Source organism: Achromobacter sp. GQ309, from assembly GCF_059759315.1.
Window position 1 is genome coordinate 382,584 of record NZ_JCAXDP010000003.1, and the last position, 26,299, is coordinate 408,882.

At 65.2% G+C, this 26,299-nt stretch carries 26 protein-coding genes; 22 read left to right on the plus strand and 4 right to left on the minus strand.

What is annotated here, in order from left to right; translation table 11 throughout:
* Nucleotides 1-31 precede the first annotated feature (31 nt).
* On the minus strand, nucleotides 32-3,130 hold the full coding sequence (locus AC6CIE_RS11155; RefSeq protein WP_498092229.1) for an Rne/Rng family ribonuclease: 3,099 nt from the start codon (nucleotides 3,128-3,130) through the stop codon (nucleotides 32-34).
* Nucleotides 3,131-3,654: 524 nt separating this feature from the next.
* Here AC6CIE_RS11155 and AC6CIE_RS11160 point away from each other — a divergent pair.
* The 4 genes from AC6CIE_RS11160 (at nucleotide 3,655) to msrQ (ending at nucleotide 7,070) form a co-directional block, all read left to right on the plus strand.
* Nucleotides 3,655-4,617 carry an RluA family pseudouridine synthase gene (locus AC6CIE_RS11160; RefSeq protein ID WP_370647791.1) on the plus strand — a complete coding sequence of 321 codons (963 nt, stop codon included), beginning with the start codon at nucleotides 3,655-3,657 and terminating at the stop codon, nucleotides 4,615-4,617.
* Nucleotide 4,618: 1 nt separating this feature from the next.
* Nucleotides 4,619-5,281 (plus strand): HAD family hydrolase, encoded by a 663-nt coding sequence (locus tag AC6CIE_RS11165; protein WP_175122962.1) that lies wholly within the window; start codon nucleotides 4,619-4,621, stop codon nucleotides 5,279-5,281.
* 167 nt (nucleotides 5,282-5,448) lie between these two features.
* Nucleotides 5,449-6,411: a protein-methionine-sulfoxide reductase catalytic subunit MsrP gene (gene msrP / locus AC6CIE_RS11170; protein ID WP_498092230.1), complete on the plus strand. Its 963-nt coding sequence runs from the start codon at nucleotides 5,449-5,451 to the stop codon at nucleotides 6,409-6,411.
* Between the two features lie 11 nt (nucleotides 6,412-6,422).
* On the plus strand, nucleotides 6,423-7,070 hold the full coding sequence (gene msrQ, locus AC6CIE_RS11175) for a protein-methionine-sulfoxide reductase heme-binding subunit MsrQ (protein WP_498092231.1): 648 nt from the start codon (nucleotides 6,423-6,425) through the stop codon (nucleotides 7,068-7,070).
* Between the two features lie 24 nt (nucleotides 7,071-7,094).
* Here the strand turns inward: msrQ and AC6CIE_RS11180 are convergent, their stop codons facing one another.
* The 3 genes from AC6CIE_RS11180 to AC6CIE_RS11190 are packed head-to-tail and all read right to left on the minus strand — an operon-like array spanning nucleotide 7,095 to nucleotide 9,192.
* A complete protein-coding gene (locus AC6CIE_RS11180; protein ID WP_498092232.1) occupies nucleotides 7,095-7,880 on the minus strand; it encodes an N-acetylmuramoyl-L-alanine amidase in 786 nt (261 codons plus the stop codon).
* Between the two features lie 2 nt (nucleotides 7,881-7,882).
* Nucleotides 7,883-8,593: an SAM-dependent methyltransferase gene (locus tag AC6CIE_RS11185; protein WP_498092233.1), complete on the minus strand. Its 711-nt coding sequence runs from the start codon at nucleotides 8,591-8,593 to the stop codon at nucleotides 7,883-7,885.
* Nucleotides 8,590-9,192: a Maf-like protein gene (locus AC6CIE_RS11190; RefSeq protein WP_498092234.1), complete on the minus strand. Its 603-nt coding sequence runs from the start codon at nucleotides 9,190-9,192 to the stop codon at nucleotides 8,590-8,592. The genes AC6CIE_RS11185 and AC6CIE_RS11190 overlap by 4 nt, the downstream gene beginning before the upstream one ends.
* A 72-nt stretch (nucleotides 9,193-9,264) precedes the next feature.
* Between AC6CIE_RS11190 and AC6CIE_RS11195 the strand changes: the two genes are divergently transcribed.
* The 18 genes from AC6CIE_RS11195 (at nucleotide 9,265) to AC6CIE_RS11280 (ending at nucleotide 26,293) form a co-directional block, all read left to right on the plus strand.
* A complete protein-coding gene (locus AC6CIE_RS11195; protein WP_218345258.1) occupies nucleotides 9,265-9,939 on the plus strand; it encodes a YceD family protein in 675 nt (224 codons plus the stop codon).
* A gap of 52 nt (nucleotides 9,940-9,991) precedes the next feature.
* A complete protein-coding gene (rpmF, locus tag AC6CIE_RS11200; protein WP_006218037.1) occupies nucleotides 9,992-10,174 on the plus strand; it encodes a 50S ribosomal protein L32 in 183 nt (60 codons plus the stop codon).
* 59 nt (nucleotides 10,175-10,233) lie between these two features.
* Nucleotides 10,234-11,301: a phosphate acyltransferase PlsX gene (gene plsX, locus AC6CIE_RS11205; protein ID WP_175137337.1), complete on the plus strand. Its 1,068-nt coding sequence runs from the start codon at nucleotides 10,234-10,236 to the stop codon at nucleotides 11,299-11,301.
* Nucleotides 11,301-12,287 (plus strand): beta-ketoacyl-ACP synthase III, encoded by a 987-nt coding sequence (locus AC6CIE_RS11210; protein WP_498092235.1) that lies wholly within the window; start codon nucleotides 11,301-11,303, stop codon nucleotides 12,285-12,287. The genes plsX and AC6CIE_RS11210 overlap by 1 nt, the downstream gene beginning before the upstream one ends.
* 96 nt (nucleotides 12,288-12,383) lie before the next feature.
* On the plus strand, nucleotides 12,384-13,319 hold the full coding sequence (fabD, locus tag AC6CIE_RS11215; protein ID WP_175122954.1) for an ACP S-malonyltransferase: 936 nt from the start codon (nucleotides 12,384-12,386) through the stop codon (nucleotides 13,317-13,319).
* A 3-nt stretch (nucleotides 13,320-13,322) separates the two neighbouring features.
* Nucleotides 13,323-14,075 carry a 3-oxoacyl-ACP reductase FabG gene (gene fabG, locus AC6CIE_RS11220; RefSeq protein WP_175122953.1) on the plus strand — a complete coding sequence of 251 codons (753 nt, stop codon included), beginning with the start codon at nucleotides 13,323-13,325 and terminating at the stop codon, nucleotides 14,073-14,075.
* 191 nt (nucleotides 14,076-14,266) lie between these two features.
* The gene (gene acpP / locus AC6CIE_RS11225; RefSeq protein WP_003813816.1) at nucleotides 14,267-14,506 is read left to right on the plus strand and encodes an acyl carrier protein; all 240 of its coding nucleotides are present in this window, start codon (nucleotides 14,267-14,269) and stop codon (nucleotides 14,504-14,506) included.
* A gap of 183 nt (nucleotides 14,507-14,689) precedes the next feature.
* Nucleotides 14,690-15,919 carry a beta-ketoacyl-ACP synthase II gene (gene fabF, locus AC6CIE_RS11230; protein ID WP_175122952.1) on the plus strand — a complete coding sequence of 410 codons (1,230 nt, stop codon included), beginning with the start codon at nucleotides 14,690-14,692 and terminating at the stop codon, nucleotides 15,917-15,919.
* A gap of 492 nt (nucleotides 15,920-16,411) precedes the next feature.
* On the plus strand, nucleotides 16,412-17,011 hold the full coding sequence (gene rpoE, locus AC6CIE_RS11235; RefSeq protein ID WP_008161984.1) for an RNA polymerase sigma factor RpoE: 600 nt from the start codon (nucleotides 16,412-16,414) through the stop codon (nucleotides 17,009-17,011).
* A 12-nt stretch (nucleotides 17,012-17,023) separates the two neighbouring features.
* A complete protein-coding gene (locus AC6CIE_RS11240) occupies nucleotides 17,024-17,530 on the plus strand; it encodes a sigma-E factor negative regulatory protein (protein WP_105237797.1) in 507 nt (168 codons plus the stop codon).
* Nucleotides 17,530-18,618: a MucB/RseB C-terminal domain-containing protein gene (locus AC6CIE_RS11245; protein WP_367351598.1), complete on the plus strand. Its 1,089-nt coding sequence runs from the start codon at nucleotides 17,530-17,532 to the stop codon at nucleotides 18,616-18,618. The genes AC6CIE_RS11240 and AC6CIE_RS11245 overlap by 1 nt, the downstream gene beginning before the upstream one ends.
* 38 nt (nucleotides 18,619-18,656) lie before the next feature.
* The gene (locus AC6CIE_RS11250; protein WP_175122950.1) at nucleotides 18,657-20,141 is read left to right on the plus strand and encodes a DegQ family serine endoprotease; all 1,485 of its coding nucleotides are present in this window, start codon (nucleotides 18,657-18,659) and stop codon (nucleotides 20,139-20,141) included.
* Between the two features lie 292 nt (nucleotides 20,142-20,433).
* Nucleotides 20,434-22,227, plus strand: coding sequence for a translation elongation factor 4 (gene lepA, locus AC6CIE_RS11255; RefSeq protein ID WP_191576748.1), 1,794 nt, complete (start codon nucleotides 20,434-20,436; stop codon nucleotides 22,225-22,227).
* Nucleotides 22,228-22,249: 22 nt separating this feature from the next.
* The gene (lepB, locus tag AC6CIE_RS11260; protein ID WP_218345225.1) at nucleotides 22,250-23,137 is read left to right on the plus strand and encodes a signal peptidase I; all 888 of its coding nucleotides are present in this window, start codon (nucleotides 22,250-22,252) and stop codon (nucleotides 23,135-23,137) included.
* Nucleotides 23,138-23,139: 2 nt separating this feature from the next.
* Entirely contained in the window at nucleotides 23,140-23,901 is a 762-nt protein-coding gene (gene rnc / locus AC6CIE_RS11265) for a ribonuclease III (RefSeq protein ID WP_175122947.1), read from the plus strand.
* Entirely contained in the window at nucleotides 23,898-24,788 is an 891-nt protein-coding gene (era, locus tag AC6CIE_RS11270; RefSeq protein WP_056321933.1) for a GTPase Era, read from the plus strand. The genes rnc and era overlap by 4 nt, the downstream gene beginning before the upstream one ends.
* The gene (gene recO, locus AC6CIE_RS11275) at nucleotides 24,781-25,368 is read left to right on the plus strand and encodes a DNA repair protein RecO (RefSeq protein WP_175122946.1); all 588 of its coding nucleotides are present in this window, start codon (nucleotides 24,781-24,783) and stop codon (nucleotides 25,366-25,368) included. The genes era and recO overlap by 8 nt, the downstream gene beginning before the upstream one ends.
* A gap of 16 nt (nucleotides 25,369-25,384) precedes the next feature.
* Nucleotides 25,385-26,293, plus strand: a complete 909-nt coding sequence (locus AC6CIE_RS11280; RefSeq protein ID WP_343737471.1) for a LysR family transcriptional regulator — start codon at nucleotides 25,385-25,387, stop codon at nucleotides 26,291-26,293.
* Nucleotides 26,294-26,299 lie beyond the last annotated feature (6 nt).

Below are 26,299 nucleotides of genomic sequence, written 5' to 3' on the forward strand. Positions count from 1 at the left end.
TGTCAGGACCAGGCCCTGACGGCCGTGCGGCTTAGTGGCGCGTTTCGACCTGAACCAGCGGCTCGTTCGAGACGGGCGTCACCGGCTTGCGTTCGCGGCCCAGGCGGACCGGCGCGTACGAGGCGGCAATGCGCTGCTGCGTTTGCGCGTGGCGTTCCGGATCGGTTTCCACCCACTTCAGGCCAGCGGCGTTGACCACGTCGTGCAAGGCTTGCGCCTTGGCGGCCGGGGCAACGGCAGGGACCACGATGGGCTGTTGCGCGCTGGCGGGCGCAACCGGCGCGGGGGCCGGAGCGACGGGAGCAGCGGCCACTGCCGGCGTCTGGACCACAGGTTCAGCGGCGGGCGCTTCCACCGGCGTCTGCACCGGCGCAGCGGGGACCGAAGCCTCGCTGGCGGGTTGCACGACGACAGGCGGGGTCGCTTGCGGCGCGGTCTGCACGGGTTGAGTGGCAGGCTCAGCCGTGGGCTGGGCTGCCGGCTCAACCGCGGGCTTCACCGCGGGTTCGGCGGCGGGCGCCACCACGGGCTCGGCAGCGGCCTGGACGGGCTCAGCCTTGGGGGCTTGAACCGGTTCGACCGGCGCGTGCTCGGGCTGCGCAGCGGTCTGCACGGGCTGGGCCGGGGCTTGAACCTGCTGCGCGGCGGCAGGAGCAGTTTGCTCGGCGGCCGATTGAACCGGCTCAGCAGCCTGGGCGGCGACGCCTTCGGCTTGCTGTTCGCCTGCATCTTCGGCGCCGTCTTCCTGCAGCTCGTCGCTACCGGCCAGACCGGCTTCATCCTGGCTGCGGCGGCCACGGCGGCTGCGGCGGCGGCGGCGTTTGCGCTCGGGGTCCGCGGCGCCTTCGGCGCCTTCAGCGCCCGGGAACGCGTCGGCGGACTGTTCGTCGGCGTCAGCATTGTCCAGGGCTTCGGCAGCGGGCTTGGTATCCGACTTGGCGTCAGGCAGCGCGGTGGCGACCGTCTGGGCCAGCGCGGCGACCATGCTTTCCTGTTCGCTCATCGGCGCGTCGGATTGGCCTTCCTCGCGGCGGTTACGGCCACGGCCACGGCGGCGATTGCGGCCTGCGCCGGTGTCTTCACCGTTGAGTTCGGGCGTCTGTTCCGGACGGGCGGATGCCAGGGCTGCCTGGGTGGCGGCCTGGGTGTCGCGCTCGCCGCGGCCTTCGCCACGATTGTTGCGTTCGCCGCGTTCGCCATCCGAGCGGCGGTTGCCACGGACGTGGTGACGGCCGCCTTCGGTGGCCTCGGCGCCTTCGCCACGGCCTTCACCGCGGCGGTTGCGGTTGCGGTCGGAGCCGTGGCGTTCGCCGCGGCGTTCCTGGCCGTCATGGCCGCTGCGGCCCTTGCCACGCGACGAGCCCGCGCGCTTGGCGGTTTCTTCGGCGGCTACGGGGGCGGGCTTGGCGGGTTCGGAGCCGCCGGTCAGCCAGCTGACCAGACGCTTGAACAGGCCGCCCAGACCGGCGCTTGCCGCGGGCGCGGCGGGTGCGGCGGCCGGCGCTGCGGGCGTCGAGACGGGGGCGGGCTGCGACGGCGTGATGCCCTTGACCAGGGCTTCCGGACGCGACTTGATTTCGCTTTCGCGCGGCTGCCAGGGCGCGTCCGTGGCCGGCGCTTCCACCAGTTCGAAACTGGTCTTCAGCTCTTCCAGGCGGGGATCGTCGTGGCGCAGGCGCTCGATGTGATGGTGCGGCGTTTCCAGATGCTTGTTGGGGATCAGCATCAGGTTGACCTTCAGGCGGGCTTCCATCTTGGTGATGTCGGCACGCTTTTCATTCAACAGGTACGTGGCCACGTCGACGGGCACCTGGGCGTGGACTGCCGCGGTGTTTTCCTTCATGGCTTCTTCCTGCAGCAGACGCAGGACGTGCAGGGCGCTGGATTCGGCGTCGCGGATCACGCCGGTGCCGTTGCAGCGCGGGCAGGTGATGTGCGAGCCTTCGTTCAGGGCCGGACGCAGGCGCTGGCGCGACAGTTCCATCAGGCCGAAACGCGAGATCTTGCCCATCTGGACGCGGGCACGGTCGAAATGGAGGGCATCACGCAGGCGCTGTTCGACGGCGCGCTGGTTCTTGCTGTCTTCCATGTCGATGAAGTCGATGACGATCAGGCCACCCAGGTCGCGCAGGCGCAACTGGCGGGCCACTTCGTCGGCCGCTTCCGAGTTGGTGCGCAGCGCGGTTTCCTCGATGTCGGCGCCGCGGGTCGAGCGGGCCGAGTTCACGTCCACGGAAACCAGGGCTTCGGTGTGGTCGATCACGATGGCGCCGCCCGAGGGCAGTTGCACCGTGCGCGAGTAGGCCGTTTCGATCTGGTGTTCGATCTGGAAGCGCGAAAAGAGGGGGATGTCGTCACGGTAGCGTTTGACGCGCTGGACGTTGTCCGGCATCACCACGCTCATGAAGGCGGTGGCCTGGTCGGCGATCTCGTCGGTGTCGATCAGGATCTCGCCGATTTCGGGCGAGAAGTAATCGCGGATCGCGCGGATGACCAGGCTGGATTCGAGATAGATCAGGATGGGCGCGGAGTTGTCGCGCGCGGCGCCGTCGATGGCGGTCCAGAGCTGCAGCAGATAGGACAGGTCCCATTGCAGTTCTTCGACGTTGCGGCCGATGCCTGCGGTGCGGGCGATGATGCTCATGCCCTGGGGCAAGTCGAGCTGTTCCATCGTGTCGCGCAGTTCCTGGCGATCCTCGCCCTCGACGCGGCGCGAAACACCACCGCCGCGGGGGTTGTTGGGCATCAGGACCAGGTAGCGGCCAGCCAGCGAGATGAACGTGGTCAGGGCTGCGCCCTTGTTGCCGCGTTCTTCCTTTTCGACCTGGACGATCAGTTCCTGGCCTTCGCGCAGGGCGTCCTGGATGCGGGCGGTACGGACATCGACGCCTTCCTTGAAGAAGCTGCGCGCAACTTCCTTGAAGGGCAGAAAGCCGTGACGGTCTTCGCCGTAGTTGACGAAGCAAGCTTCGAGGCCGGGTTCGATCCGGGTGATGACACCTTTGTAGATATTGCCTTTGCGCTGTTCGCGGCCGGCAGTCTCGATGTCAAGGTCGATGAGTTTTTGCCCATCGACGATAGCGACGCGTAATTCTTCCTGATGCGTCGCATTGAACAGCATGCGCTTCATGAGAGGGTTTCTCCGTTGTCATGACGCGCCGATATCGGCGCGTGACCTCGGGCCACTCGGGCTGCGGCTGAAGCGGGCAAGAAGGTGCGGACCGTACCTGGGCGGCGCCCAGGCGTATCCGCCGCGGGTCAGGCGGGCACGTCGTGCCGTGGGGCACGGGGTTCTGTCAGCAGGAGGGTCAGCTTCACTGAATGTGGTTTGACGGAAAAAATGCTGTGAACGGCAGCTGCGGTCGGATTGGTTGCCCACGCGCAGCTGGTGCTTTAAATATGCGACGATTCTTGCAGTGCTTCAGAGCCGCTTGCGGCATGCAACGGACCTGCCGGAACAGCGGGCAAGATGAATGCCACACCACTATTCCGCAGGGCTCGGTTGCGCCGGCGACCAAGAGACCCAGGGGTTGAATGAGCAGGCAGTACAATGGCGGCCCGCGCGCTCGACGGAGTTGCGTGTTGGTTGCATCTCTACGCCAGGCGGCTAGTTCAGCCCCTTAAGGCTGTCCCGATTATATGTCGCTTTCCGCAATGCGCAAAGAAACTTCCTCCCCCGTATCCGCCTCTAAAGCAGCCCCCGCCGTCCGCATGGTTGAAGTGGGCGCCGAGCATGCCGGCCAGCGTCTGGACAACTTCCTCATGCGGCTGTGCAAGGGGGTGCCCAAGACGCACATCTACAAGGCGATCCGCGGCGGCGAAGTCCGCGTCAACAAGGGACGCATCCAGGTGGATTACCGGGTTGAGGAAGGCGACGTCGTCCGCATTCCGCCCCTGCGCCTGCCTGACCCCGGCAAGCCCCGACCCGTGCCCGCCGCCGAATTCCCGATCGTCTTTGAAGACGACGCCATGCTCGTCGTGGATAAACCCGCTGGCGTTGCCGTCCACGGCGGCAGCGGGGTCTCGTTTGGCGTGATCGAACAGCTGCGGGCCGCGCGCCCGCAGGCCAAGTTCCTGGAGCTGGTGCACCGGCTGGACCGCGAAACCTCGGGGCTGTTGATGGTCGCCAAGAAGCGCAGCGCGCTGCTGGCGCTGCACGCCATGCTGCGCGAGGGCCGGAGCGACAAACATTATTTCGCGCTGGTCGAGGGCGACTGGGTCAACGACCGCCAGCACATCAAGCTGTCCCTGACCAAATGGACCACGCAGTCCGGCGAGCGCCGCGTCAAGGTGGATCCGGACGGGCAGACGGCGCACACGATTGTCACGCTCAAACAGCGTTTTGGCGGTTACAGTCTGGTCGACGCCGAGCTGCGCACCGGACGCACCCACCAGATCCGGGTCCATCTGGCATCCAGCGGCTTTCCCATCGTCGGGGACGACAAATACGGCCACGACGACGTACGTGCGCAATTTGCGCGGCAGGGCTTCAACCGCATGTTCCTGCACGCTCACAGCCTCACCCTGCCTCACCCGCTGACGGGTGAGGTCATGACACTGACCGCCGAGCTGCCGCCAGCTTGCCGGAACATCCTGAAAACACTGGAGTCTGCCTGATATGTCGTATTCGCTGGTCGTCTTTGACTGGGATGGCACCCTGATGGATTCCACGCACAGCATCGTGGCCGCCATCCAGGGCGCTTGCCGCGATCTGGATCTGGCGGTGCCGTCCGCGTCCGAGGCAAGCTGGGTCATCGGCCTCTCGCTCGAAAGCGCGTTGCGCCGTGCCGTCCCCGAATTGACGCAGGCCATGCTGCCTCGCTTCCTTGAGCGCTACCGCACGCACTACCTGCTGCGCGATCCGGAATTGCGCCTGTTCGAGGGCATCAACGAGTTGCTGACCGACCTGGCCAGCCAGAACGTGCGGCTCGCTGTCGCCACGGGCAAGAGCCGCGTCGGCCTGACGCGCGCGCTGGCCGCGACCGGCCTGGGCCCTCTGTTTGACGCGACCCGCACCGCCGACGAGACCTTCAGCAAGCCGCATCCGGCCATGCTGCACGAACTGATGCAGGAACTGGACGTGGATCCGTCGCGGGTCATCATGGTGGGCGATACATCGCATGATCTGCAGATGGCCTGCAACGCGGGTGTACACGGTCTGGGGGTCACCTACGGTGCACACACCCTGAAGGAGCTTGAGGGATGTGCCCCGCAAGCAGTGCTGGACACCGTTCCGCTCGTGCGCGAATGGCTTATGCCGCGCGTGAGTGCCGGCGCGTAGGCTCTGGCTGATGAAGGCCGGCAGGAACGTCCGCCGGTCCGGCGGGTCTATCCGGAAGGCGCTGCGCGTGCTTCGCGAGACCGCCGCGGAATAAGATAGCCCCGTCCAGCGTCCATGGTTGACGCGGGCGCGCGCTCACGGAGCGCGGCGCCATACCGGAGATTACGATGCTGATACGCAAGCCCGACGACTTTTTGCCGTCCGAGATCACTTCCGAGGCCGTGTGGCGGTCGCGCCGCGAACTCATGTTGCGCGCCGGCGCTGCCGCTGCTGCCGTCGGGCTGCCCGGCTGGGCTACGCGCGCCGCCCACGCGCAGGACGCCGGCGCGCTGCCGGGCACGTCCAACCCTGCGTTCAGCATCATGGACAAGCAGACGTCCCTGGCAGATATCACGTCCTACAACAATTACTACGAGTTCGGCGTAGATAGGGGCGAACCGGCCAAAAATGCTGGCAAGTTGCAGACCCGGCCGTGGACCGTGAGCGTCGAGGGCGAGGTCAACAAGCCGCACACGTTCACCATCGAAGAGTTGCTCAAGCTCGCGCCCATGGAAGACCGCGTCTACCGCCTGCGCTGCGTCGAGGGCTGGTCCATGGTCATTCCGTGGGTTGGGTATTCGCTGTCCGAGGTGCTCAAGCAGGTGGAGCCGAATGGCAACGCCAAGTACGTCGAATTTGTCACTGCCGTGCAGCGGGAAAATATGCCGGGCGTGCGTGCTGCCATCCTGGAGTGGCCGTATGTGGAGGGATTGCGCCTGGACGAAGCCATGCATCCGCTGGCGATGCTGGTCTTTGGCGTCTATGGGCGCGTGCTGCCCAACCAGAACGGCGCGCCGCTGCGGTTGGCCGTGCCGTGGAAGTATGGATTCAAGTCCGGCAAATCGCTGGTGAAGATCCGGCTGGTGGAAAAGCCGCCCGTCACGTCCTGGGTCAAGTCGGCCCCGCAAGAATACGGCTTCTACGCCAATGTGAACCCTAACGTCGCGCATCCTCGCTGGAGCCAGGCCACCGAGCGCCGCATCGGCGAGGATGGCCTGTTCACGCCCAAGCGCAAGACGCTCATGTTCAACGGCTACAGCGATCAGGTAGCGTCGCTTTATCAGGGCATGGACCTGAAGGCCAATTACTGAGGCGCTGATCCGTGTCCGTTGCTCCTCGCGCTGCCTCGGCTGCGGCACCCAGGAAGGCGCAGCTCTCGGCCCGGACGATCGGGCGCTTCAAGCCGCTGCTCTTTCTGCTGGGCCTGGCGCCGTTCGCGCGCTGGATATGGCTGGGGATGCACGACGGCCTCACGGCCAATCCCGTTGAATTCCTGACACGATCGTCTGGCACCTGGGCACTGGTATGTCTGCTGGCCACCCTGGCCATCACGCCGCTGCGCCGTCTCACGGGTCAGCCCGCGCTGGTACGCGTTCGGCGCATGTGCGGCTTGTTCGCGTTCTTCTACGCGGCGCTGCATTTCATGGCGTGGGTATGGTGGGACCGTGGCTTCGATCCCGCCGAAATGGTGCGTGACATCGTCGAACGTCCCTTCATCATGGTGGGATTTTCGGCCTTCGTGCTGATGACCGCTCTGGCTGCCACGTCGACGCAGTGGGCGATGCGGCGTTTGGGCAAGCGCTGGCAGACGCTGCACCGGGCCATCTATGCCATCGGCCTGCTGGCGATTCTGCATTACTGGTGGCACAAGGCGGGCAAGAATGACCTGTCCGAGCCCGCGATCTACGCCGCGGTGCTGGCGCTGCTGCTGGGTTGGCGCGTCGTTGCCTGGTGGCGCGCGCGGGCGTAGTCCGCTAGCGCTGGGGCGCCGCAGCTACTGCATGGCCAGCATGATGGCCGCGGTTTCCGCGTCGGGCTGGCCATCGTGCAGGGCAGGGCGGTAGTGCATCTGGAACGCGGCCAGCGTGTTGATCGTTGCGCGGTCCAAAGTGCCGTCCTGCGGACTGGCGTAGCCAAGCCGCTGCAGCTGCTTCTGAAACCATGCGACATCCGGCACGCCCTCGATCTGCAGGCGAGCCAGATGCTGGGCCGCGCCTGCCTCGTTGTACCAGCGCCCGATACCCGCGTCCGCCAGCGTCTTCCAGGGGAACAGTGGGCCCGGATCCACCTTGCGCTGCGGCGCGATGTCGCTGTGGCCCACGACGTTCTCCGGCACGATGTTGTGCCGGCGGATGATGTCGCGCAGCAGGATGGTCAGCGCCCGGACCTGGCGGTCGTCGTAGGGGTGCCAGACGCGCTCCCCGTTGCTGCCTTCGGTCCAGCCCGGATTGACGATCTCGATGCCAATCGAGGTGCTGTTCATTGCGATGTTGCCGTACCAGGAACTGGCCCCTGCGTGCCATGCGGCGCGGTTTTCGTCGACCAGCCGATAGGCGCGGCCATCCAGGTCCAGCAGGTAATGCGCGCTGACCTTGCCCTTGGAAAGCAGGCGCAGCGACTCGGCGTGGTCGACCGTGGTGTAGTGCACGACCACGGATCGCACCCGGCTGCTCTGGCTGACGGCGGTGATCGAGGTGTCCAGATCCAGGCCGGCGGGCCCGCGCGCCGCGCAGCCGGCCAGGACCGCCGCGGCCAGCAGCGTGGAAAATAGGCGGGTCATGATCAGCGCGCCAGGTACAGGAACAGCGTCGGCAGCTTGTCCAGCAGGGGCGCCGGCAACTTCTTCCAGTCGGCCACCGAATGGGTGACCACCCATTCGTCTGCCGTCGTCATCGAGCGCGCCACGCACAGCTTGGTGTCGCCCTTCAGGGTGGCGATCAGCGTGGCAAACATCGCCGCGTTGCGGTACGGGGTCTCGATCAACAACTGCGTCTGGTTGTGGCGGGCCGAGTGCTGCTCCCAGGCGCGCAGTTGCTTGGCGCGCTCGCCGGGTTCCACCGGGGCATAACCATGAAAGGCGAAACGCTGCCCGTCCAGGCCGCTGGCCATCAAGCCCAGCAGAATCGAAGAGGGGCCTACCCAGGGTTTGACAGCGATCCCCATGCGGTGCGCTGCGTCCACGACCTTGGCGCCGGGGTCCGCGACGGCGGGGCAGCCTGCCTCGGAAACCAGGCCGATCTCCGCGCCGCGCTTTGCGGGGTCGAGCCATGCCTTGATCTGCGGGGCGTCGGCCTTGTCGGTGAGGGTGTGGATGGTGATTTCCTGTAGCGGCCGGGTGGTGCCGATGAGCTTCAGGAAGGCGCGGGCGGTCTTGGCGTTCTCGGCGATGTAGGTGTCCAGCCGGCCGGCCAGCGCGCGCACGTCGGCGGGCAGCCAGCGCTCGGGCGGCGCGTCGCCCAGGCTGACCGGGATCAGGTGCAGGGCGCCGTTCATGCGGATGCTCCCGGGGCGTCGAGCGGATCCAGTCCGAAAGTTGCTAGCAGGCGTGTCAACTCGATCAGCGGCAGGCCTATGATGGCGGTGGGGTCGTCGCTTTGAATGCTTTCCATCAGGGCAATGCCCAGGCTTTCCGCCTTGGCGCTGCCTGCGGTATCGTAAGGCTCTTCGGCGCGCAGGTAGGCGTCGATGGCGCGGTCGGACAGTTGGCGGAACCGGCAGCGCGTCACAATGTCGGCCTTTTCCACGCGTTGGCCGTCGGTCACGGCCAGCGCGCTGTGAAACTCCACCAGTCTGCCCGACAGCGCGCGCAGTTGCGCCTGGGCCCGCGTGAAGTCGCCCGGCTTGCCGATGGGGGCGCCGTCCACGGTGGCAACCTGGTCAGAGCCGATCACGATGCTGCCTGGATGTTTTTCCGCCACCACCATCGCCTTCGCCACGGACAGGCGCAGCGCCAGCACCTCGGGGGTTTCGCCAGGTTGTGGCGTTTCGTCTACATCGGGGGAAATCGCCGAAAAGGGCAGCCGCAGGCGCGACAACAGTTCTTTGCGGTATCGCGAGCTGGACGCGAGGATCAAGCTAGGTTTGTGGGGCATGCGGCATTTGACGGTAATACGTAAGTCACAGTATTATCTAACGTTTTGCGGCATTTTTGCAGGAACATCAACATGACACCGAAGGGAAAGCCTGGCGATGCGAGTCGCCGCGCGGACGGATCGGCCGGTGCTGGTGTGAATGCGGCGGACTCTGACGTCAAGCGCATCGACGCCTTCGCCTTTGCCCGTCTGGGTAAAAGCGCGCAGGGCAGCATCGCCTTGGTGCGTCTTGCCCGCGTGGTCGATGGCCTGCCTGAGCAACCGCTGGGCGAAGCCGGACTTGTGACCTGGTCCGTGCAAGGCGAAGAAGGCAAAACCGGCTTGCTGATGGGCCAACCGCTTTTGCGCCTGCATGTGAAGGCGAATCCGGTGGTTGTGTGCCAGCGGTGCAATGCGCCGTTTGCGTATCCGGTCGACAGCGAAGTCGTGCTGCAACTGGTCAAATCCGAAGACGACCTCGACGATGATCATTCCTTTGCCGATCAAGGCGACGATGACGACGACGAGGACGACGAAGGCGTAGGAAGGGATTCTGTGGCCCAGCTACCTGAAAAGGTGGTGGGTTCGCATCATTTTGATCTGTTGGCCCAGATCGAAGATGAGCTCATTCTGAGCATTCCGTATGTGCCCAAGCATGATGTATGCCCGGGCGCGCAGGCCAAGGCCAGCGAAGCTCCTGAAGAGGAGCCCGCTGTCAAGCGTCCGTCGCCGTTTGCGGTGCTGGAACAACTGAAGCACAAAGATTGAGATCAACATCGGGCCGCATCGCGTACAATGCGCCCCGTTTCTAGGAGTCATCATGGCCGTTCAACAAAACAAGAAGTCCCCCTCCAAGCGCGGTATGCACCGTTCGCACGATTTTCTGGTGGCCCCGTCGACCGCCATCGAACCGAACACCGGTGAAACGCACCTGCGTCACCACATCAGCCCCAACGGCTTCTACCGTGGCCGCAAGGTCCTGAAGACCAAGGCCGACGAATAAGGCCCCCGGGCCGAACTCGTACTCGGACCATTTCGGCTGAGCGCTGATACCTGGCACCCGTGATACGCATCGCCATAGACTGTATGGGCGGAGACTTCGGTCTGCCCGTCACGATTCCGGCTGCGATCGAGTTCGCCCGGCAATTTCCGGACACCCGGCTATTGCTGGTCGGGCTTCCCGACGCTATCGAAGCGGCGCTCTCCGAGCACCGCAACGTGGCGCGCGATCGCTTTGAGATCGTGGCGGCTTCCGAAGTCGTCACCATGGACGACCCGGTCGAGGTCGCCCTGCGCCGCAAAAAAGACTCCTCCATGCGCCTCGCTGCCCAGTCCGTCAAGGATGGGCGGGCGGACGCCTGCATTTCCGCGGGCAACACGGGCGCCTGGATGGCCATCTCACGTTATGTGCTCAAGACGCTGGACGGCATCGACCGCCCGGCGATCGCCACGTCCATTCCGAACCAGACGGGCCGCGCCACCACGGTGCTGGACCTGGGCGCGAATGTGGACTGCACGGCCGAGCACCTGCTGCAATTCGCCATCATGGGCGCCGCGCTGTCGCAGGCGGTGGACCATCGCGACAACCCCACCGTGGGCTTGCTGAACATTGGCGAAGAAGTCATCAAGGGCAACGAAGTCGTCAAGGAAGCCGCCGAGCTTCTGCGCGGCAGCCCGCTGAACTTCTACGGCAATGTCGAAGGCAATGACATCTTCAAGGGCACGGTCGACGTCGTCGTCTGCGACGGCTTTGTCGGCAACGTCGTGCTCAAGTCCGTGGAAGGACTGGCGAAGATGCTGTCCAGCATCATTCGCGAAGAGTTCAAGCGCAATCTGATCACGCTGATCGCCGGCGCGGTGGCCAAGCCTGTGCTGAACCGCCTGCGCAACCGCGTGGACAACCGCCGCTACAACGGCGCGGCTTTGCTCGGCTTGCGTGGCGTCGTCATCAAGAGCCACGGATCCGCGGACGTTTACGCCTTCGGTTTTGCCTTGCAACGCGCGCGCGAAGCCGTAGTGAGTAAACTGCTGGAGCGCACCGCGCAGACGGTCGCTCAAATTACCAAGCGCGTTCAATCCGGCGATCGCCCATCGGCGGCGTCGCCCAACGTGGCTGGGGATACCGCTTGATGGATACCGCAATGAAATACTCCGTGATCGCGGGCACCGGCAGCTTCCTGCCGGAACGCGTGGTTTCGAATGACGAACTGGCTGCGGAACTGGCGACGCGCGATATCGCCACCTCCGACGAATGGATTGTCGAGCGCACGGGCATCCGTCAGCGCCATCTGGCCGAGCGTGGCGTGACCACCAGCCAGCTGGCCACCGAGGCCTCGCGCCGCGCGCTGGCCGATGCGGGCGTTGATGCTTCCGAAGTCGATCTCGTCATCGTGGCCACGTCCACGCCCGATTTCGTGTTTCCCAGCACGGCCTGCCTGGTGCAGGCCAACCTTGGCGCCAAGGGTTCGGCCGCGTTCGACGTGCAGGCCGTGTGCAGCGGCTTCGTCTACGCGCTCACCACCGCCGACAGCTTCATCCGCGCGGGCCGCGCGCGCTGCGCGCTGGTGATCGGCGCCGAAGTGTTCTCGCGCATCCTCGACTGGAACGACCGCAGCACCTGCGTGCTGTTCGGTGACGGCGCCGGCGCTGTTGTGCTGAAGGCTTCCGACACGCCCGGCATCCTGGCCGCGCAACTGCATGCCGACGGCAGCCAGATGAAGATCCTCAGCGCCGCGGGCAACGTGGCCTACGGCGACGTCACGGGCGATCCGTTCCTGCGCATGGACGGCCAGGCCGTCTTCAAGCAGGCCGTCACCGTTCTGGACCGCTCCGCGCGCGACACCTGCGCTGAAGCCGGCGTCACCGTTGCCGATGTCGATTGGCTGATCCCGCATCAGGCCAACGTGCGCATCCTGAATTTCCTGGCTCGCAAGCTGGACGTGCCCGTCGAGAAGGTCGTCATCACCGTCGACAGTCACGCCAACACGTCCGCGGCCAGCGTGCCGCTTGCGCTCGATGCGGCGCGCCGCGACGGCCGCGTCAAGCCGGGCCAGCTCATCCTGATGCAGGGCGTGGGCGGCGGATTCACCTGGGGCTCGGTACTGGCTCGCATGTAAGGGTGTGCCCTGGCCGCGGCGGCATGTGTGCCGCGGGCGGCCGGAGAGCGCGCCTGGCATTCCACACAGACACTGAATCAATCCACACGCTCAATCATGAAAATCGCTTTTGTCTTTCCTGGCCAGGGTTCGCAAGCTGTCGGCATGCTGGACGCCTGGTCCGGCGTGGCGGCGGTCACCGACACCGTCGCACGGGCCTCGCAGGCGCTGGGTCAGGACCTGGGCGCGCTGATCGCGCAGGGTCCCGTCGAACAGCTCAACCTGACCACCAATACGCAGCCGGCCATGCTGACCGCTGGCGTTGCCTTCTACAACGCCTGGATCGCCGCGGGCGGCCGCAAGCCTGATGTCGTGGCCGGCCACAGCCTGGGCGAATACGCCGCGCTGACCGCCGCCGGTTCGCTGGCGCTGGAAGACGCCGTGCGCCTGGTGCGCGTGCGGGCCGACGCCATGCAGGCCGCCGTGCCGGTCGGCACCGGCGCCATGGCCGCCATCCTGGGCCTGGACGACGATGCCGTGCGCGCCGCGTGTGCGCAAGCCGCTCAAGGCGAAGTGGTCGAAGCCGTCAACTTCAATGCGCCCGCGCAAGTCGTGATCGCCGGCCACAAGGCCGCGGTCGAACGCGCCTGCGAACTGGCCAAGGCTGCCGGCGCCAAGCGCGCCTTGCTGCTGCCCGTATCCGCGCCGTTCCACTCCAGCCTGCTCAAGCCCGCCGCCGACGTGCTGGCTGGCGCGCTCGCTGGCGCCGCTGTGTCCGCGCCGCAAGTGCAGGTCATCAACAACGTCGATGTGGCTTCGCCCACCGACCCCGACGCGATCCGCGATGCGCTGGTTCGTCAGGCGTGGCATCCTGTGCGCTGGGTCGAAACCCTGCGCGCCATGAAGGCGCAAGGCGTCACGCACGTCATCGAATGCGGTCCGGGCAAGGTGCTTGCTGGCCTGACCAAGCGCATCGACCCCGAACTCACCGGCCTGGCCATCACCGATCCTGCTTCGCTGGAAGCGGCGATGGCAGCCGTCAACGGAAACTGATCAATGGACAACACCTCGACCGAACTGCAGGGCAAGATCGCGCTCGTCACGGGCGCAACCCGCGGCATTGGCCGGGCGATCGCCCTGGAACTGGCCGGGCGCGGCGCAACCGTCGTCGGCACCGCCACGTCCGAATCGGGCGCGGCTGGCATCACTGAAGCGCTGGCGCCGTTCGGCGGCCGCGGCGTGGTGCTGGATGTGACCGACGCCGCTGCCTGCGATGCGCTGATCGACGCGCTGGGCAAGGAAGGCGGCGGTCCGCACATCCTCGTCAATAACGCCGGCATCACCCGTGATACGCTGGCGATGCGCATGAAGGACGACGATTGGTCGGCCGTCATCGACACCAACCTGGCTTCCGTCTTCCGCCTGTCGCGCGCCGTGTTGCGCAGCATGATGAAGGCCCGCTGGGGACGCATCATCAACGTGACTTCCGTGGTGGGCTCCAGCGGCAACGCGGGCCAGGCCAATTACGCAGCCGCGAAGGCGGGCGTGGCGGGCATGGCGCGTGCTCTGGCACGTGAACTGGGCAGCCGCAACATCACCGTGAACTGCGTGGCGCCTGGCTTCATCGATACCGACATGACGCGTGCGCTGGGTGAAAACCAGACTGCGGCGCTGCTGCAACAGATTCCGCTGGGCCGTTTGGGCTCGCCGGCTGACATTGCGCATGCCGTGGCCTTTTTGTCCGGACCGCAGGCGGGTTACATTACCGGCACCACCCTGCACGTCAACGGCGGGATGTACATGCAATAAATCACGAATCACGCGCCGCCGCCGGGCAGCCGGCAAGGCGGCGCGCGATTCTCCGGAAACGCCGCACATGGTCAACCTGCGCCGGTCTCGGCGACAGAACAAATGCGCGGTGTTATTTTTGTCACGGTCAGGCGTTGCATCACTCCGCGCTTGGCTATAATTCGCGGGATTTTTCCCAATTGGAGATCTGCATGGAAAGCATCGAACAGCGCGTCAAGAAGATCGTCGCTGAACAACTTGGCGTCAACGAAGCCGAGATCAAGAACGAGTCCTCCTTCCTTGACGACCTCGGTGCCGATTCGCTCGACATGGTCGAACTGGTCATGGCCCTCGAAGACGAATTCGAGACCGAGATCCCCGACGAAGAGGCCGAAAAGATCACGACCGTGCAACAAGCGATTGACTACATCAATTCGCACGGTAAGCAGTAAGCTCAGCCTATATCGTCCTGGTTGCCCGATTTCGTCGGCCAACCTGGAATCAGGGCGGTTTCAGGAGTGCCGTGTGGTCCACCGGCAGGTCGGGCGTTGTAATGCCCCACCTGCCTTCATGTGGTCCACACGCGCAGCGCATCCCGAAAACCGCCTTTCTTTTGTCTGTTTGAGGAGTCATCCGTGAAGCGACGTGTCGTCATCACCGGCCTGGGTATCGTTTCCCCCGTAGGAAATGATCTGACCACCGCTTGGGACAATATCGTCAACGGACGTTCTGGCATCAGCCGCATCACCCGTTTCGATCCCTCGGCCATCACCACCCACATTGCTGGCGAAGTCAAAGACTTCGACATCAGTACCTATATTTCGGCCAAGGAAGCCCGCCAGATGGATACGTTCATCCATTACGGCCTGGCTGCCGGAATGCAGGCCTGGCGCGATTGCGGCCTGGAAGTCACCGAAGAAAACGCCGAGCGTATCGGCGTGATCGTGGGCTCCGGCATCGGCGGTCTGCCGCGCATCGAAGAAACCCAGGTCGATTACCTTGCCAAGGGACCTCGGCGCATTTCGCCGTTCTTCGTGCCGGGTTCGCTGATCAACCTGATTTCCGGGCATCTGTCGATCGCCTACGGCATGAAGGGTCCCAGCTACGCCGTGGTGTCGGCCTGCACGACCGGCCTGCATTGCATTGGCGATGCCGCACGCCTTATCGAATACGGCGATGCCGACGTCATGGTGGCTGGCGGCGCCGAATCCACCGTGTCGCCGCTGGGCATTGGCGGCTTTGCCGCCATGCGCGCGCTGTCGACCCGCAACGATGATCCTCAGACCGCATCGCGTCCCTGGGACCGCGACCGCGACGGCTTTGTGCTGGGCGAGGGCGCTGGCGTCCTGGTGCTGGAAGAATACGAGCACGCCAAGAAGCGCGGCGCGCGTATCTACGGTGAACTGGCTGGCTACGGCATGAGCTCCGATGCCCACCACATCACCGCACCGGACAAGGACGGCCCGCGCCGCGGCGTGATCAACGCGCTGCGCAACGGCGGCCTGAATGCCGAAGACGTCCAGTACGTCAACGCGCATGGCACGTCCACGCCGCTGGGCGACAAGAACGAAACCGACGCGCTCAAGCTGGCGTTCGGCGACCACGCCAAGAAGCTGGTGGTCAACTCGACCAAGTCGATGACCGGCCACCTGCTGGGCGCGGCCGGCGGCATCGAAGCCGTGTTCACCACGCTGGCTGTGTACAACCAGGTCTCGCCTCCGACGATCAACATCTTCAATCAGGATCCGGAATGCGATCTGGATTACTGCGCGAACGAAGCGCGGCAGATGAAGATCGACGTGGGTCTGTCCAATTCGTTCGGCTTTGGCGGCACCAACGGCTCGATGGCCGTTCGCCGGGTCTGATTTGGACGACTTGGTCGGGGGGCGTTGGTCGTTCCGCCTACCTGTCTCGCAGCCCAGGGGAGCCGTCGCGCTCTTCGGGTTGGCGCTGGCCGCTGCGGCGGCCAGCGTGCTGACAGCGGCAGCCTGGCATGGTTATGCCTGGGCTGCGGCCGCGCTCCTGGCCCTTCTATTCCTCTTGGCCGGGCTGTTACACTCGGCTCGGAACGCCCCGTCCCCGGTAACGGCGCTACGTACCGCGACCGGGACTGGCCACTGGCAGCTACGCCGGCCGCAAGGCTGGCAGGACGCGCTGCTCCTGGACCAGCAACGGGGCCCAGCGTGGCTGACGCTTATCCTGCAGCCTTTGCCCACCGGGAGTACGGCCTTTACCACTAGCAAAATCACCCTCACCGTCTGGAAGCACACGCTGCGACCCGAATCCTGGCGCCGTCTGCGCCTCGTCGCGGGCACGGCGCGGCAGGCACGCCCGACGCGTCCTTTGCGGGAGGCCTCATGAGCGAGCGCGAAGTCGACGCCGAGCTTGTCGCCCGCGTGCAGCGGGGCGACAAGAAGGCATTTGATCTTCTGGTGCTCAAGTACCAGCGCAAGATCCTCCGTCTGCTGGCCCGGATGATCCGCGATCCCGCCGAAATCGAGGATGTGGCGCAGGAGGCCTTCATCAAGGCGTACCGCGCCTTGCCCCAGTTCCGCGGCGAAAGCGCCTTCTACACCTGGCTGTACCGCATCGCCATCAATACGGCGCGCAACTGGCTCGCCTCGCAGGGGCGGCGCCCCAGCGCGCCCAACGCGATTGAAACGGAAGACGGTGAAACTTTTAACGAAACCGACAACCTAACGGATATAAGCACGCCGGAATCCATGGTTGCCAGCCGCGAAATCGCCGAGACGGTGAACGCGGCCATTGAGGAACTACCTGAAGAATTGCGCACCGCAATTGTCCTGCGTGAAATCGAAGGTATGAGTTACGAAGACATCGCCCAGAGCATGGATTGCCCGATCGGTACGGTGCGCTCCCGCATTTTTCGTGCGCGTGAAGCCATTGCGACCAAGTTGCGTCCGTTGCTCGACACCGATGTCGAGCGTCGCTGGTAAGGAGTGGCAGTCATGCAAACAGCAGCCAAATCCGTTGAGATCGCCGAGTCCTCCTGGGAGGAATCGGTTTCCGCCTGGATGGACGGAGAAGATTCCGACGATATTCTTCCCAGTCTGTTGTCCAAAGAGGGACGTCAGACCTGGGACACCTATCATTTGATTGGTGATTCCCTGCGCAATTCCGATCTGGCGCTGACGCCCAGCGCGGCCTTCTCGGCCCGCCTGGCGCGCGCGCTGGACGCGGAACTGCCCATCGTAGCGGCGCCTCGGCGCCGCTCGCCATTGCGCATGGGCCTGTCCGGCCTGGCCGTCGCCGCCGCAGTGGCCACGGTCGCGTGGGTGGCGCAGCCGTACGTCACCGGCTCGCCGGCGACGGATGTGCGCGTTCTGGCCGACGCCAGCTCGCCGGCTTCGGCCTCCGACGACTCGGGCCTGCGCGACTACCTGGAGGCCCATCGCCAGATGGCCGGCCCCAGCGCGGTCCGGCAGGTGTCGTTCGATGTCGGAGCGGGACGTTGATGGCGCTTGTGCTTCCATCACGCTGGCCGGTGCTGGGACGTGCTGCCTCGTGGCAGGCTCATCGCGCCGGCTGGTTCGCCGCCACGCTCCTCACCGCTTTCCTTGCCGCGCACGGTCCCGCGGCCGCCGCTGGCGCCACGCCGGCCGGCCAGACTGAAGACGTCGTGCAGCTGCTCACGCGCATTCAGCAGGCGGCCCGCAAGCAGGACTACGCCGGCGTCTTCATGTATCAGCAGGGCGACGTTATCCAGTCCTCGCGCCTCGTGCACGTCCTGGATGGCACCGGCGAGCGCGAACGCCTCGAGATCCTTGACGGCCAGCCGCGCGAATACCTGCGTCACAACGACGACGTGCAGTGCCTGATCCCCGAACGCAAGACCGTGCTTGTCGAGCGTCGTCGCGGAGATCGCTTCCCGGGCTTGTTGCTGGGCGATCCGGCCAACCTGTCGGAACACTACAAGATCCGCACGGAACCCACGCCGCACCGCGTTGCTGGCCGCGAATGCCGGCTGATCACGATCGAACCGCTGGACAAGCTGCGTTACGGCTATCGCCTGTGCGCGGACGTCGAAACCAATCTGCTGCTGAAGGCCCAGACGCTCAATGCCGCGCGTGGCGTGGTCGAGCAGGTGTCGTTCACCTCGCTGCGATTGGGCTCCGAAGTCGATCCGCAATCGCTGTCCTCGCGCTGGAATACCCGCGACTGGAAGGTGCTCGAGGCCAACATGCAGCCCGTGGACCTGGCGGCTCAGGGTTGGCGCATTCCGGCGCCCGACGGCTTCAAGACGATCATGCAGGTCTCGCGTGCCATGAAGCGCGGATCGCCGGTCAGCCAGATGGTGCTGTCCGACGGCTTGGCGGCAATCTCGGTCTTCATCGAGCCCTATGACAGCCAGCGCAACCACCAGCCGGCGCACGGCGCGTCCCAGCGCGGCGCGATCAATGTATATGGCGCGCGCATTGCGGATTTCTGGCTGACCGCGGTGGGCGAAGTGCCCGCCGCCACGCTGGAACAACTTGCGCAGGCCACTGAGTACGTGCCTCCCGCACCCGCGGCAGCCGCACCCGCGGAGGGCGGGGCCAAATAATTCCCGCCGTTCCGCAAGCAGCAATTTCGGAGTGACATATGAAAGCAATGACGGTCTCGAACGCTTTTTTCCGGCGCTTTCTGGCGGCTGTCGCGGCGGGGGCCATGCTGTCCACCGCCTACGTGCCGGTGACGGTGGCGCAGACGGCGCCTGCCGCGGTCGGATTGCCCGACTTCACGGCTATCGTTGAAAAGGCCGATCCGGCCGTCGTCAACATCCGCACGACCGCCACGGTTCCGGTGCGCGGCGGCGGCAATGGTCCTGGCGGCAGCGATCCCTACGAACTGTTCCGCTGGTTCTTCGGTCCCGAATTCCAGCCGCCCGGACCGCAATCGCCCAATCCGCGCCAGCGTCCGCAGCCGACGCCGCCCGAAGAGCGCACCGTGCCGCGCGGCGTGGGTTCCGGCTTCTTCGTGTCGGCCGACGGCTACATCCTGACCAACAACCACGTGGTCGTCGACGCGACGGACATCTACGTCACCCTGACCGACGGACGCGAGTTCAAGGCCAAGGTCATCGGCACGGACGAGCGCACGGACGTGGCGCTCATCAAGATCGAAGCCAAGGACATGACGCCGCTGGTGATCGGCGATCCCAAGAAACTCAAGAAGGGCCAGTGGGTGCTCGCCATCGGCTCGCCGTTCGGCCTGGATTCCACCGTCACTTCCGGCATCGTCAGCGCCATCGGCCGCGATACCGGCGAATACCTGCCGTTCATCCAGACCGACGTGGCGGTCAACCCCGGCAATTCGGGCGGCCCGCTGATCAACCTGGACGGCGAGGTCGTGGGCATCAATTCCCAGATCATCTCGCGCAGTGGTGGATTCATGGGCATCTCGCTGGCCATTCCGATCGACGAAGCCATGCGCGTGGTGGACCAACTGCGCACGACCGGCAAGGTCACGCGTGGCCGGGTTGGCGTGCAGATCGGTGAAGTCGGCAAGGACGTGGCCGAGGCCATCGGCCTGCCCAAGGCAGAAGGCGCGCTGGTCAGCAGCGTTGAAGCCGAAGGCCCTGCCGAGCAGGCGGGTGTGCAGCCGGGCGACGTGATCCTGAAGTTCAACAAAGAACCGATCAAGCGCTGGTCCGACCTGCCGCGCATCGTCGGCGAGACCAAGCCGGGCACGCGCGCCGACATGGAAATCTGGCGCAAGGGCAAGAGCATGACGCTGTCGGTCAAGGTGGGCGAGATCCCCACCGAGAAGGCTGCTGCCGCCGGCAAGAAGCCTGCGCCGGAACCCGAGGTCACCAACGCGCTGGGCCTGGGCGTCATCGACGTGCCCGCCGATACCCAGAAGAAGCTGCGCATCAAGGGCGGCGTCCAAGTGAAGGTTGCCGATGGCGCGGCCGCGAAGGCGGGTCTGCAGGAAGGCGACATCGTGTTGGCGCTGAACGACACCGATGTCACCGGCGCCAAGCAGTTCGGCGAACTGGTCGCCAAGCTGGACAAGAGCCGCGCGACGGGCCTGCTGGTGCGCCGTGGCGACCAGACGCAATGGGTAGCGGTGCCTGCGTCCAAGTGATGACGGCCCGGACCGGCGGGCGCCTGCCCGGCGCCGCCACCGGGCAGCCAGCATGGCGGGAAACCGCCAGGTGCGGCCACCCCAGGGCGCTTTTTGTCCCGGGGCGCGCCCCGGACAAAAAAAATGGCTCAAGACCGGCTAAAATGGCTGGTTGCCGCAAGAGGGGGCGCTTGGCGCCCCCTCAGTTTTGTCCGGGCCTAGCCCGTCAGCGCCTCACACGTCGGCCGTGCACATTCCGGCGGCGGTGTCTCCCGGCCGTGTGCCGTCTGTTCCGTCCCTTATAAATTCAAGCATGCAGCATATCCGCAACTTTTCCATCATTGCCCACATCGATCACGGCAAGTCGACCCTGGCCGATCGCCTGATCCAGCGCTGCGGCGGACTGGCGGATCGCGAGATGTCGGCGCAGGTCCTCGATTCCATGGAAATCGAGCGCGAGCGCGGCATCACCATCAAGGCCCAGACGGCCGCCCTGCATTACAAGGCGCAGGACGGCAAGATCTACAACCTGAACCTGATCGACACCCCGGGGCACGTGGACTTCTCGTATGAAGTCAGCCGGTCCCTGTCCGCCTGCGAAGGCGCACTGCTGGTGGTGGACGCATCGCAGGGCGTGGAAGCCCAGACGGTGGCCAACTGCTACACCGCCATCGAACTGGGCGTGGAAGTCGTGCCGGTGCTGAACAAGATGGACCTGCCGCAGGCCGATCCCGAAGGCGCCCGCCAGGAAGTCGAGGACGTGATCGGCATCGACGCCTCGGACGCCGTGCTGGCCAGCGCCAAGACCGGCATGGGCATCGACGAAATCCTCGAAACCATCGTGGCCCGCGTGCCCGCCCCGGAGGGCGATCCCGATGCGCCGCTGCAGGCGCTGATCATCGATTCGTGGTTCGACAACTACGTCGGCGTGGTCATGCTGGTGCGCATCATCAATGGCGTGCTCAAGCCCAAGGACAAGATCCTGCTGATGGCGTCCGGCGCCACCCACCTGTGCGAGCAGACCGGCGTGTTCACGCCCAAGTCGCAGCAGCGTCCGCATCTGTCGGCGGGCGAGGTGGGCTTCATCATCGCCGGCATCAAGCAGCTTGAAGACGCCAAGGTCGGCGACACCGTCACGCTGGCCAACAAGCCCGCCGCCAACCCGTTGCCGGGCTTCAAGGAAGTCAAGCCGCAGGTGTTCGCCGGGCTGTATCCGGTCGAAAGCTCCGAATACGACCAACTGCGTGATTCGCTCGAAAAGCTCAAGCTCAACGACGCCGCGCTGATGTTCGAACCCGAAGTGTCGCAAGCGCTGGGCTTCGGTTTCCGCTGCGGTTTCCTTGGCCTCTTGCACATGGAAATCGTGCAGGAGCGCCTGGAACGCGAATTCGACATGGACATCATCACCACCGCGCCGTCGGTGGTGTACGAAGTCGAGCAGCGCGATGGCTCCGTGATCACCGTGGAAAGCCCGTCGCGCATGCCCGAGATCGGCAAGATCCAGGACATCCGCGAGCCCATCGTGAAGGTCACGCTGTTCATGCCGCAGGACTACGTCGGTCCCGTCATGACGCTGTGCAACAACAAGCGCGGTGTGCAGGTCAACATGAGCTATCACGGCCGCCAGGTTCACCTGGTGTACGAGATTCCGCTGGCCGAGATCGTGCTGGACTTCTTCGACAAGCTGAAGTCCGTGTCGCGCGGGTATGCCTCGATGGACTACGAATTCCTGGAATACCGCTCCGCTGACGTGGTGCGTGTCGACCTGCTGATCAACAACGACCGCGTCGACGCGCTGGCCGTCATCGTCCACCGCAGCAACGCGCGCCACCGCGCGCGCGACGTGGTGACCCGCATGCGCGGCCTGATTCCGCGCCAGATGTTCGACGTGGTCATCCAGGCGGCCATCGGCGCCGAAATCATCGCGCGCGAGAACGTGAAGGCGCTGCGCAAGAACGTGCTGGCCAAGTGCTACGGCGGCGACATCTCGCGCAAGAAGAAGCTGCTGGAAAAGCAGAAGGCGGGCAAGAAGCGCATGAAGCAGGTGGGTAGCGTGGAAATTCCGCAGGAGGCGTTCCTTGCCATCCTGCAGGTGGAAGACAAATAGAACCCCAGAAGGCGATTAGCTGATGAGTTGGAACTTTGCCCTGATCCTTTTTATTCTGCTGGTGGTTACCGGCGTTATCTGGGTGCTCGATCTGGCCGTACTGCGTAAGGGGCGTGAGCGCCGTGCGCAGGCCGCGATGGCGCAATACGACGCGGCACTGGTGGGCGATGCGCAAGAGGCCGAGCGCCTGCGGCGCGAAGCCGGCGACGCCGCGCGGCGCGTGCCCTGGTGGGTCGAATACGCGGTCAGCTTCTTTCCCGTCATCCTGTTCGTGTTCATGCTGCGCTCGTTCGTGGTCGAGCCGTTCCGCATTCCGTCCGGCTCGATGCTGCCCACGCTGCAGTCCGGCGACCTGATCCTGGTGAACAAGTTCAGCTATGGTCTGCGCCTGCCCGTGATCGACAAGAAGGTCATCCCCGTCGGCGAGCCGAAGCGCGGCGACGTGTTCGTGTTCCGGTACCCCGTTGATCCGAACGTCGACTACATCAAGCGCGTCGTTGGCCTGCCGGGCGATGAAGTCGCATACATCGACAAGAAGCTTTATGTCAATGGCGAACTGGTCCCGCACGTGCGTGATGGTGACTATTTCGAGCCGGATCGTGTTTCGTACATCGCGCAATATAAAGAGAAGTTGGGCGACGTTGAGCACAAGATCCTGCTGGAAGAGAAGGTTCCGCAGGTATATTCCCCGGAAAGGTGGACTTTTCCGTACCGTGAAAACTGCCAATACAGCCACAATGGGGTACGCTGCAAAGTACCCGAGGGCAATTATTTCGCCATGGGCGATAATCGGGACAACAGCGCGGACAGCCGGTATTGGGGCTTCGTTCCGGAAGCCAACATCGTCGGCCGCGCTTTCTTCATCTGGATGAACTTCAGCGATCTGAGCCGTATCGGCCGATTCAACTGATTATGTCGCTAGCCACGCTAGAAAACCGCCTGGATTACCACTTCGGTGATGCGGCCTTGCTTGAACAGGCGCTGACGCACCGTAGCCACGGCGCGCGCCATAACGAGCGGTTGGAATTCCTTGGGGATTCCGTGCTGAACTTCGTCGTGGCGGCGATGCTGTTCGAACGCTATTCAAAAATCGACGAAGGCGATCTGTCGCGTTTGCGGGCCAACCTGGTCAAGCAGGCGTCGCTGGCAGATATCGCCCAGCGGCTGGAACTGTCCCAGTACCTGCGTCTGGGCGAAGGCGAGCTCAAGAGCGGCGGATTCCGCCGCCCGTCCATTCTGGCCGACACGGTCGAAGCGATCTTCGGCGCTGTCTTCCTGGATGCGGGTTTCGAGGCAGCGCGCCGCGTGATCGTGCGCCAGTACCAGCCGGTGCTGGCATCCGTGGATCCCAAAACACTCGGCAAGGACGCCAAGACCTTGCTGCAGGAATTTTTGCAGGGCCGCAAGCTGGCCCTGCCGCTGTATACGGTGGTGGCCACGCACGGCGCGGCCCACAGCCAGCAGTTCGAAGTCGAGTGCGCCATTCCGGCGCTCGATATCAAGGTAATGGCGCCCGGCGCCAGCCGCCGCGCCGCCGAGCAGTCGGCCGCCAAGCTGGCGCTCGAGGCCGCGCTGGCCGTCAGCCCGGCCACCAAGGCTGCCCGCAAGTCGGGCAAGGCGCGCAAAACCGCGCAATTGTCGCTGCCCGTGGCAGTGGCTCAAGAGACTAAATGAGCGATACCCCTTTTCGTACCGGCTTCGTTGCCATCGTCGGCCGCCCCAACGTGGGCAAGTCCACGCTGACGAACGCCCTGATCGGTTCCAAGATTTCCATCGTGTCGCGCAAGGCGCAGACCACGCGCCACCGCATCCACGGTGTGCTGACGCGCGAGCACGAGCAATTCGTGTTCGTCGATACCCCCGGTTTCCAGACGCGCCACGGTGGCGCGATGAACCGCATGATGAACCGCGTCGTCACGCAGGCCCTGGCCGACGTGGACGTGGTGGTGCATGTGGTTGAAGCCGGCAAGTGGTCCGAAGGCGACGCCAAGTTGCTGCCGCTGTTGCCCAACCCCGAACGTACGATCCTGGTCGTCTCCAAGATCGATGCGCTGAAGAACCGCGACGATCTGTTCGCGTTCGTGTCCAAGATCATGGCGCAGCATCCGTTCGGCGCCGTGGTGCCGGTCAGCGCCACCAAGAATCAGCAACTGGACCAGCTGCTTGACGAAATCGCATCGCGCCTGCCGGAAGGCGAGCCGATGTTCGAGGAAGACACGCTGACCGACCGTCCCATGCGCTTCATCGCCGCCGAACTGGTGCGCGAGAAGATCTTCCGCCTGGTGGGCGACGAGCTGCCGTACGGCTGCACGGTCGTCATCGAGCAATGGGAAGAGACCGCCAAGGGCGCCACCATCAACGCCTGTGTCGTCGTCGAGCGCGACAGCCACAAGCCCATCCTGCTGGGCACGGGCGGCATGCACATGAAGCGGATCGCCACCGAGGCGCGGCAGGACATTGCCAAGCTGCTGGACAAACCCGTGCATCTGGAGGTCTACATCAAGGTGCGCAAGGGCTGGTCCGACCGCGAGGGTGCGCTGCGCGACTTGGGTTATGAGTAGACGGGCGCCACGCGTCCAGGATCGACCGGGGTTCATGCTTCACGCCACCGCGTGGCGTGAAACCTCCCTGATTGTCCAGACTTTTTCTCGCGATCATGGCTGCGTGGCCATGGTCGCCAAGGGCGCCAAGCGCCCTTATTCCGTTTTGCGCCCCGTGTTGTCGGCTTTCCAGCCGCTGCTGCTGTCCTGGACGGGCAACGGCGAGGTCAAGACGCTGACGCGCGCCGAGATCGCCGGCATCCGGCCGCTGGCCGGGGCCGCGCTCATGTCCGCCTGGTACATGAACGAACTGCTGCTGCGCCTGCTGCCGCGCGAGGACGCGCATCCGCTGTTGTTCGACGCATACGACATGGCCTTGCAGCAACTGTCTGCCGGCACCCGCGCGGCCGGGGCGCTGCGCCGCTTCGAATGGACCTTGCTGCGCGAAACGGGTTACGGCGTCGACGAGGCTCCGCCCGATTTCGACGATCCTGCCATCGAGCCCGCCTTGCGCACCGACTTGCGCGCGCGACTGGCCGAGATCCTGGCGGGCCGTCCGCTGTCCACGCGGCGCGTGCTGCTGGACCTGCAACGCATCTGATTCCCCCGCCGGCCTCATGACGTTCACGCTCAAACAGGTCGAAACCTTCCGCACCGTCTACGAGACGGAAAGCGTCACCGCCGCCGCGCGGCGCCTGGACGTGTCGCCTGCAACCGTCAGCGCAACGCTGGCCGCGCTGGAAGCCAGCATCGAGCTGCGCCTGTTCGAGCGCGTCCGCCAGCGCATGCAGCGCACGCCCGAGGCCACGCTGCTGTATGAAGAGATCCGCCGCTTGAATGTGGGCCTGGAAAGCCTGGGACGCAAGATCCGGGCGATCCGCGGCGCGGCGCAGCCGCGGCTGCGCATCGGCTGCATCCACGCCTACAGCGGCGCGATCGTCAGCGATGCGATATCGCGTTTTCGCGTGCGCTATCCGGATACGCCGCTATACCTGCAGATACGCGATTCCAACACCTTGCGCGACATGGTGGTCTCGGGAGAGCTGGACCTGGCGGCGGTGGCCGATGAATCCGAACTCGAAGGGCTGCGCGGGCATCGTCTGGCCAGCTTGCGCGCGGTGGCCGTGTTTCCCGCCAGCCATGCGCTGGCGCGCCTGGAATCGGTGAATTTCTCCCATCTGGCCGAAGTCGATGTGATTGCGCTGAACGCCGAAGACGGATCGCGCAAGCGGCTGGATGCGCTCTTGCGCCAGGCCGGTCAAAGCCTGCGCGTGGCGATCGAGACGCCGTATTCCAGCACGGTGTGTCAGCTTGCGCTGGCCGGGCACGGGGTGGGTATCGCCAACCCGGCCACGGCGCTGGGCATGGAGGCCATGGGCCTCACTTACCGGCCGCTCGAGGCGCCCGTGCATTTCGAATGCCACATGATCGTGCACGGCAGCCGCCCGTTGTCCGAAGCCGGCAAGTTCTGGGCGACGTGCCTGCGCGGCGCACTGGCGCCGCTGGTCGAACGGTTTGGTGTGTAGCCCGGG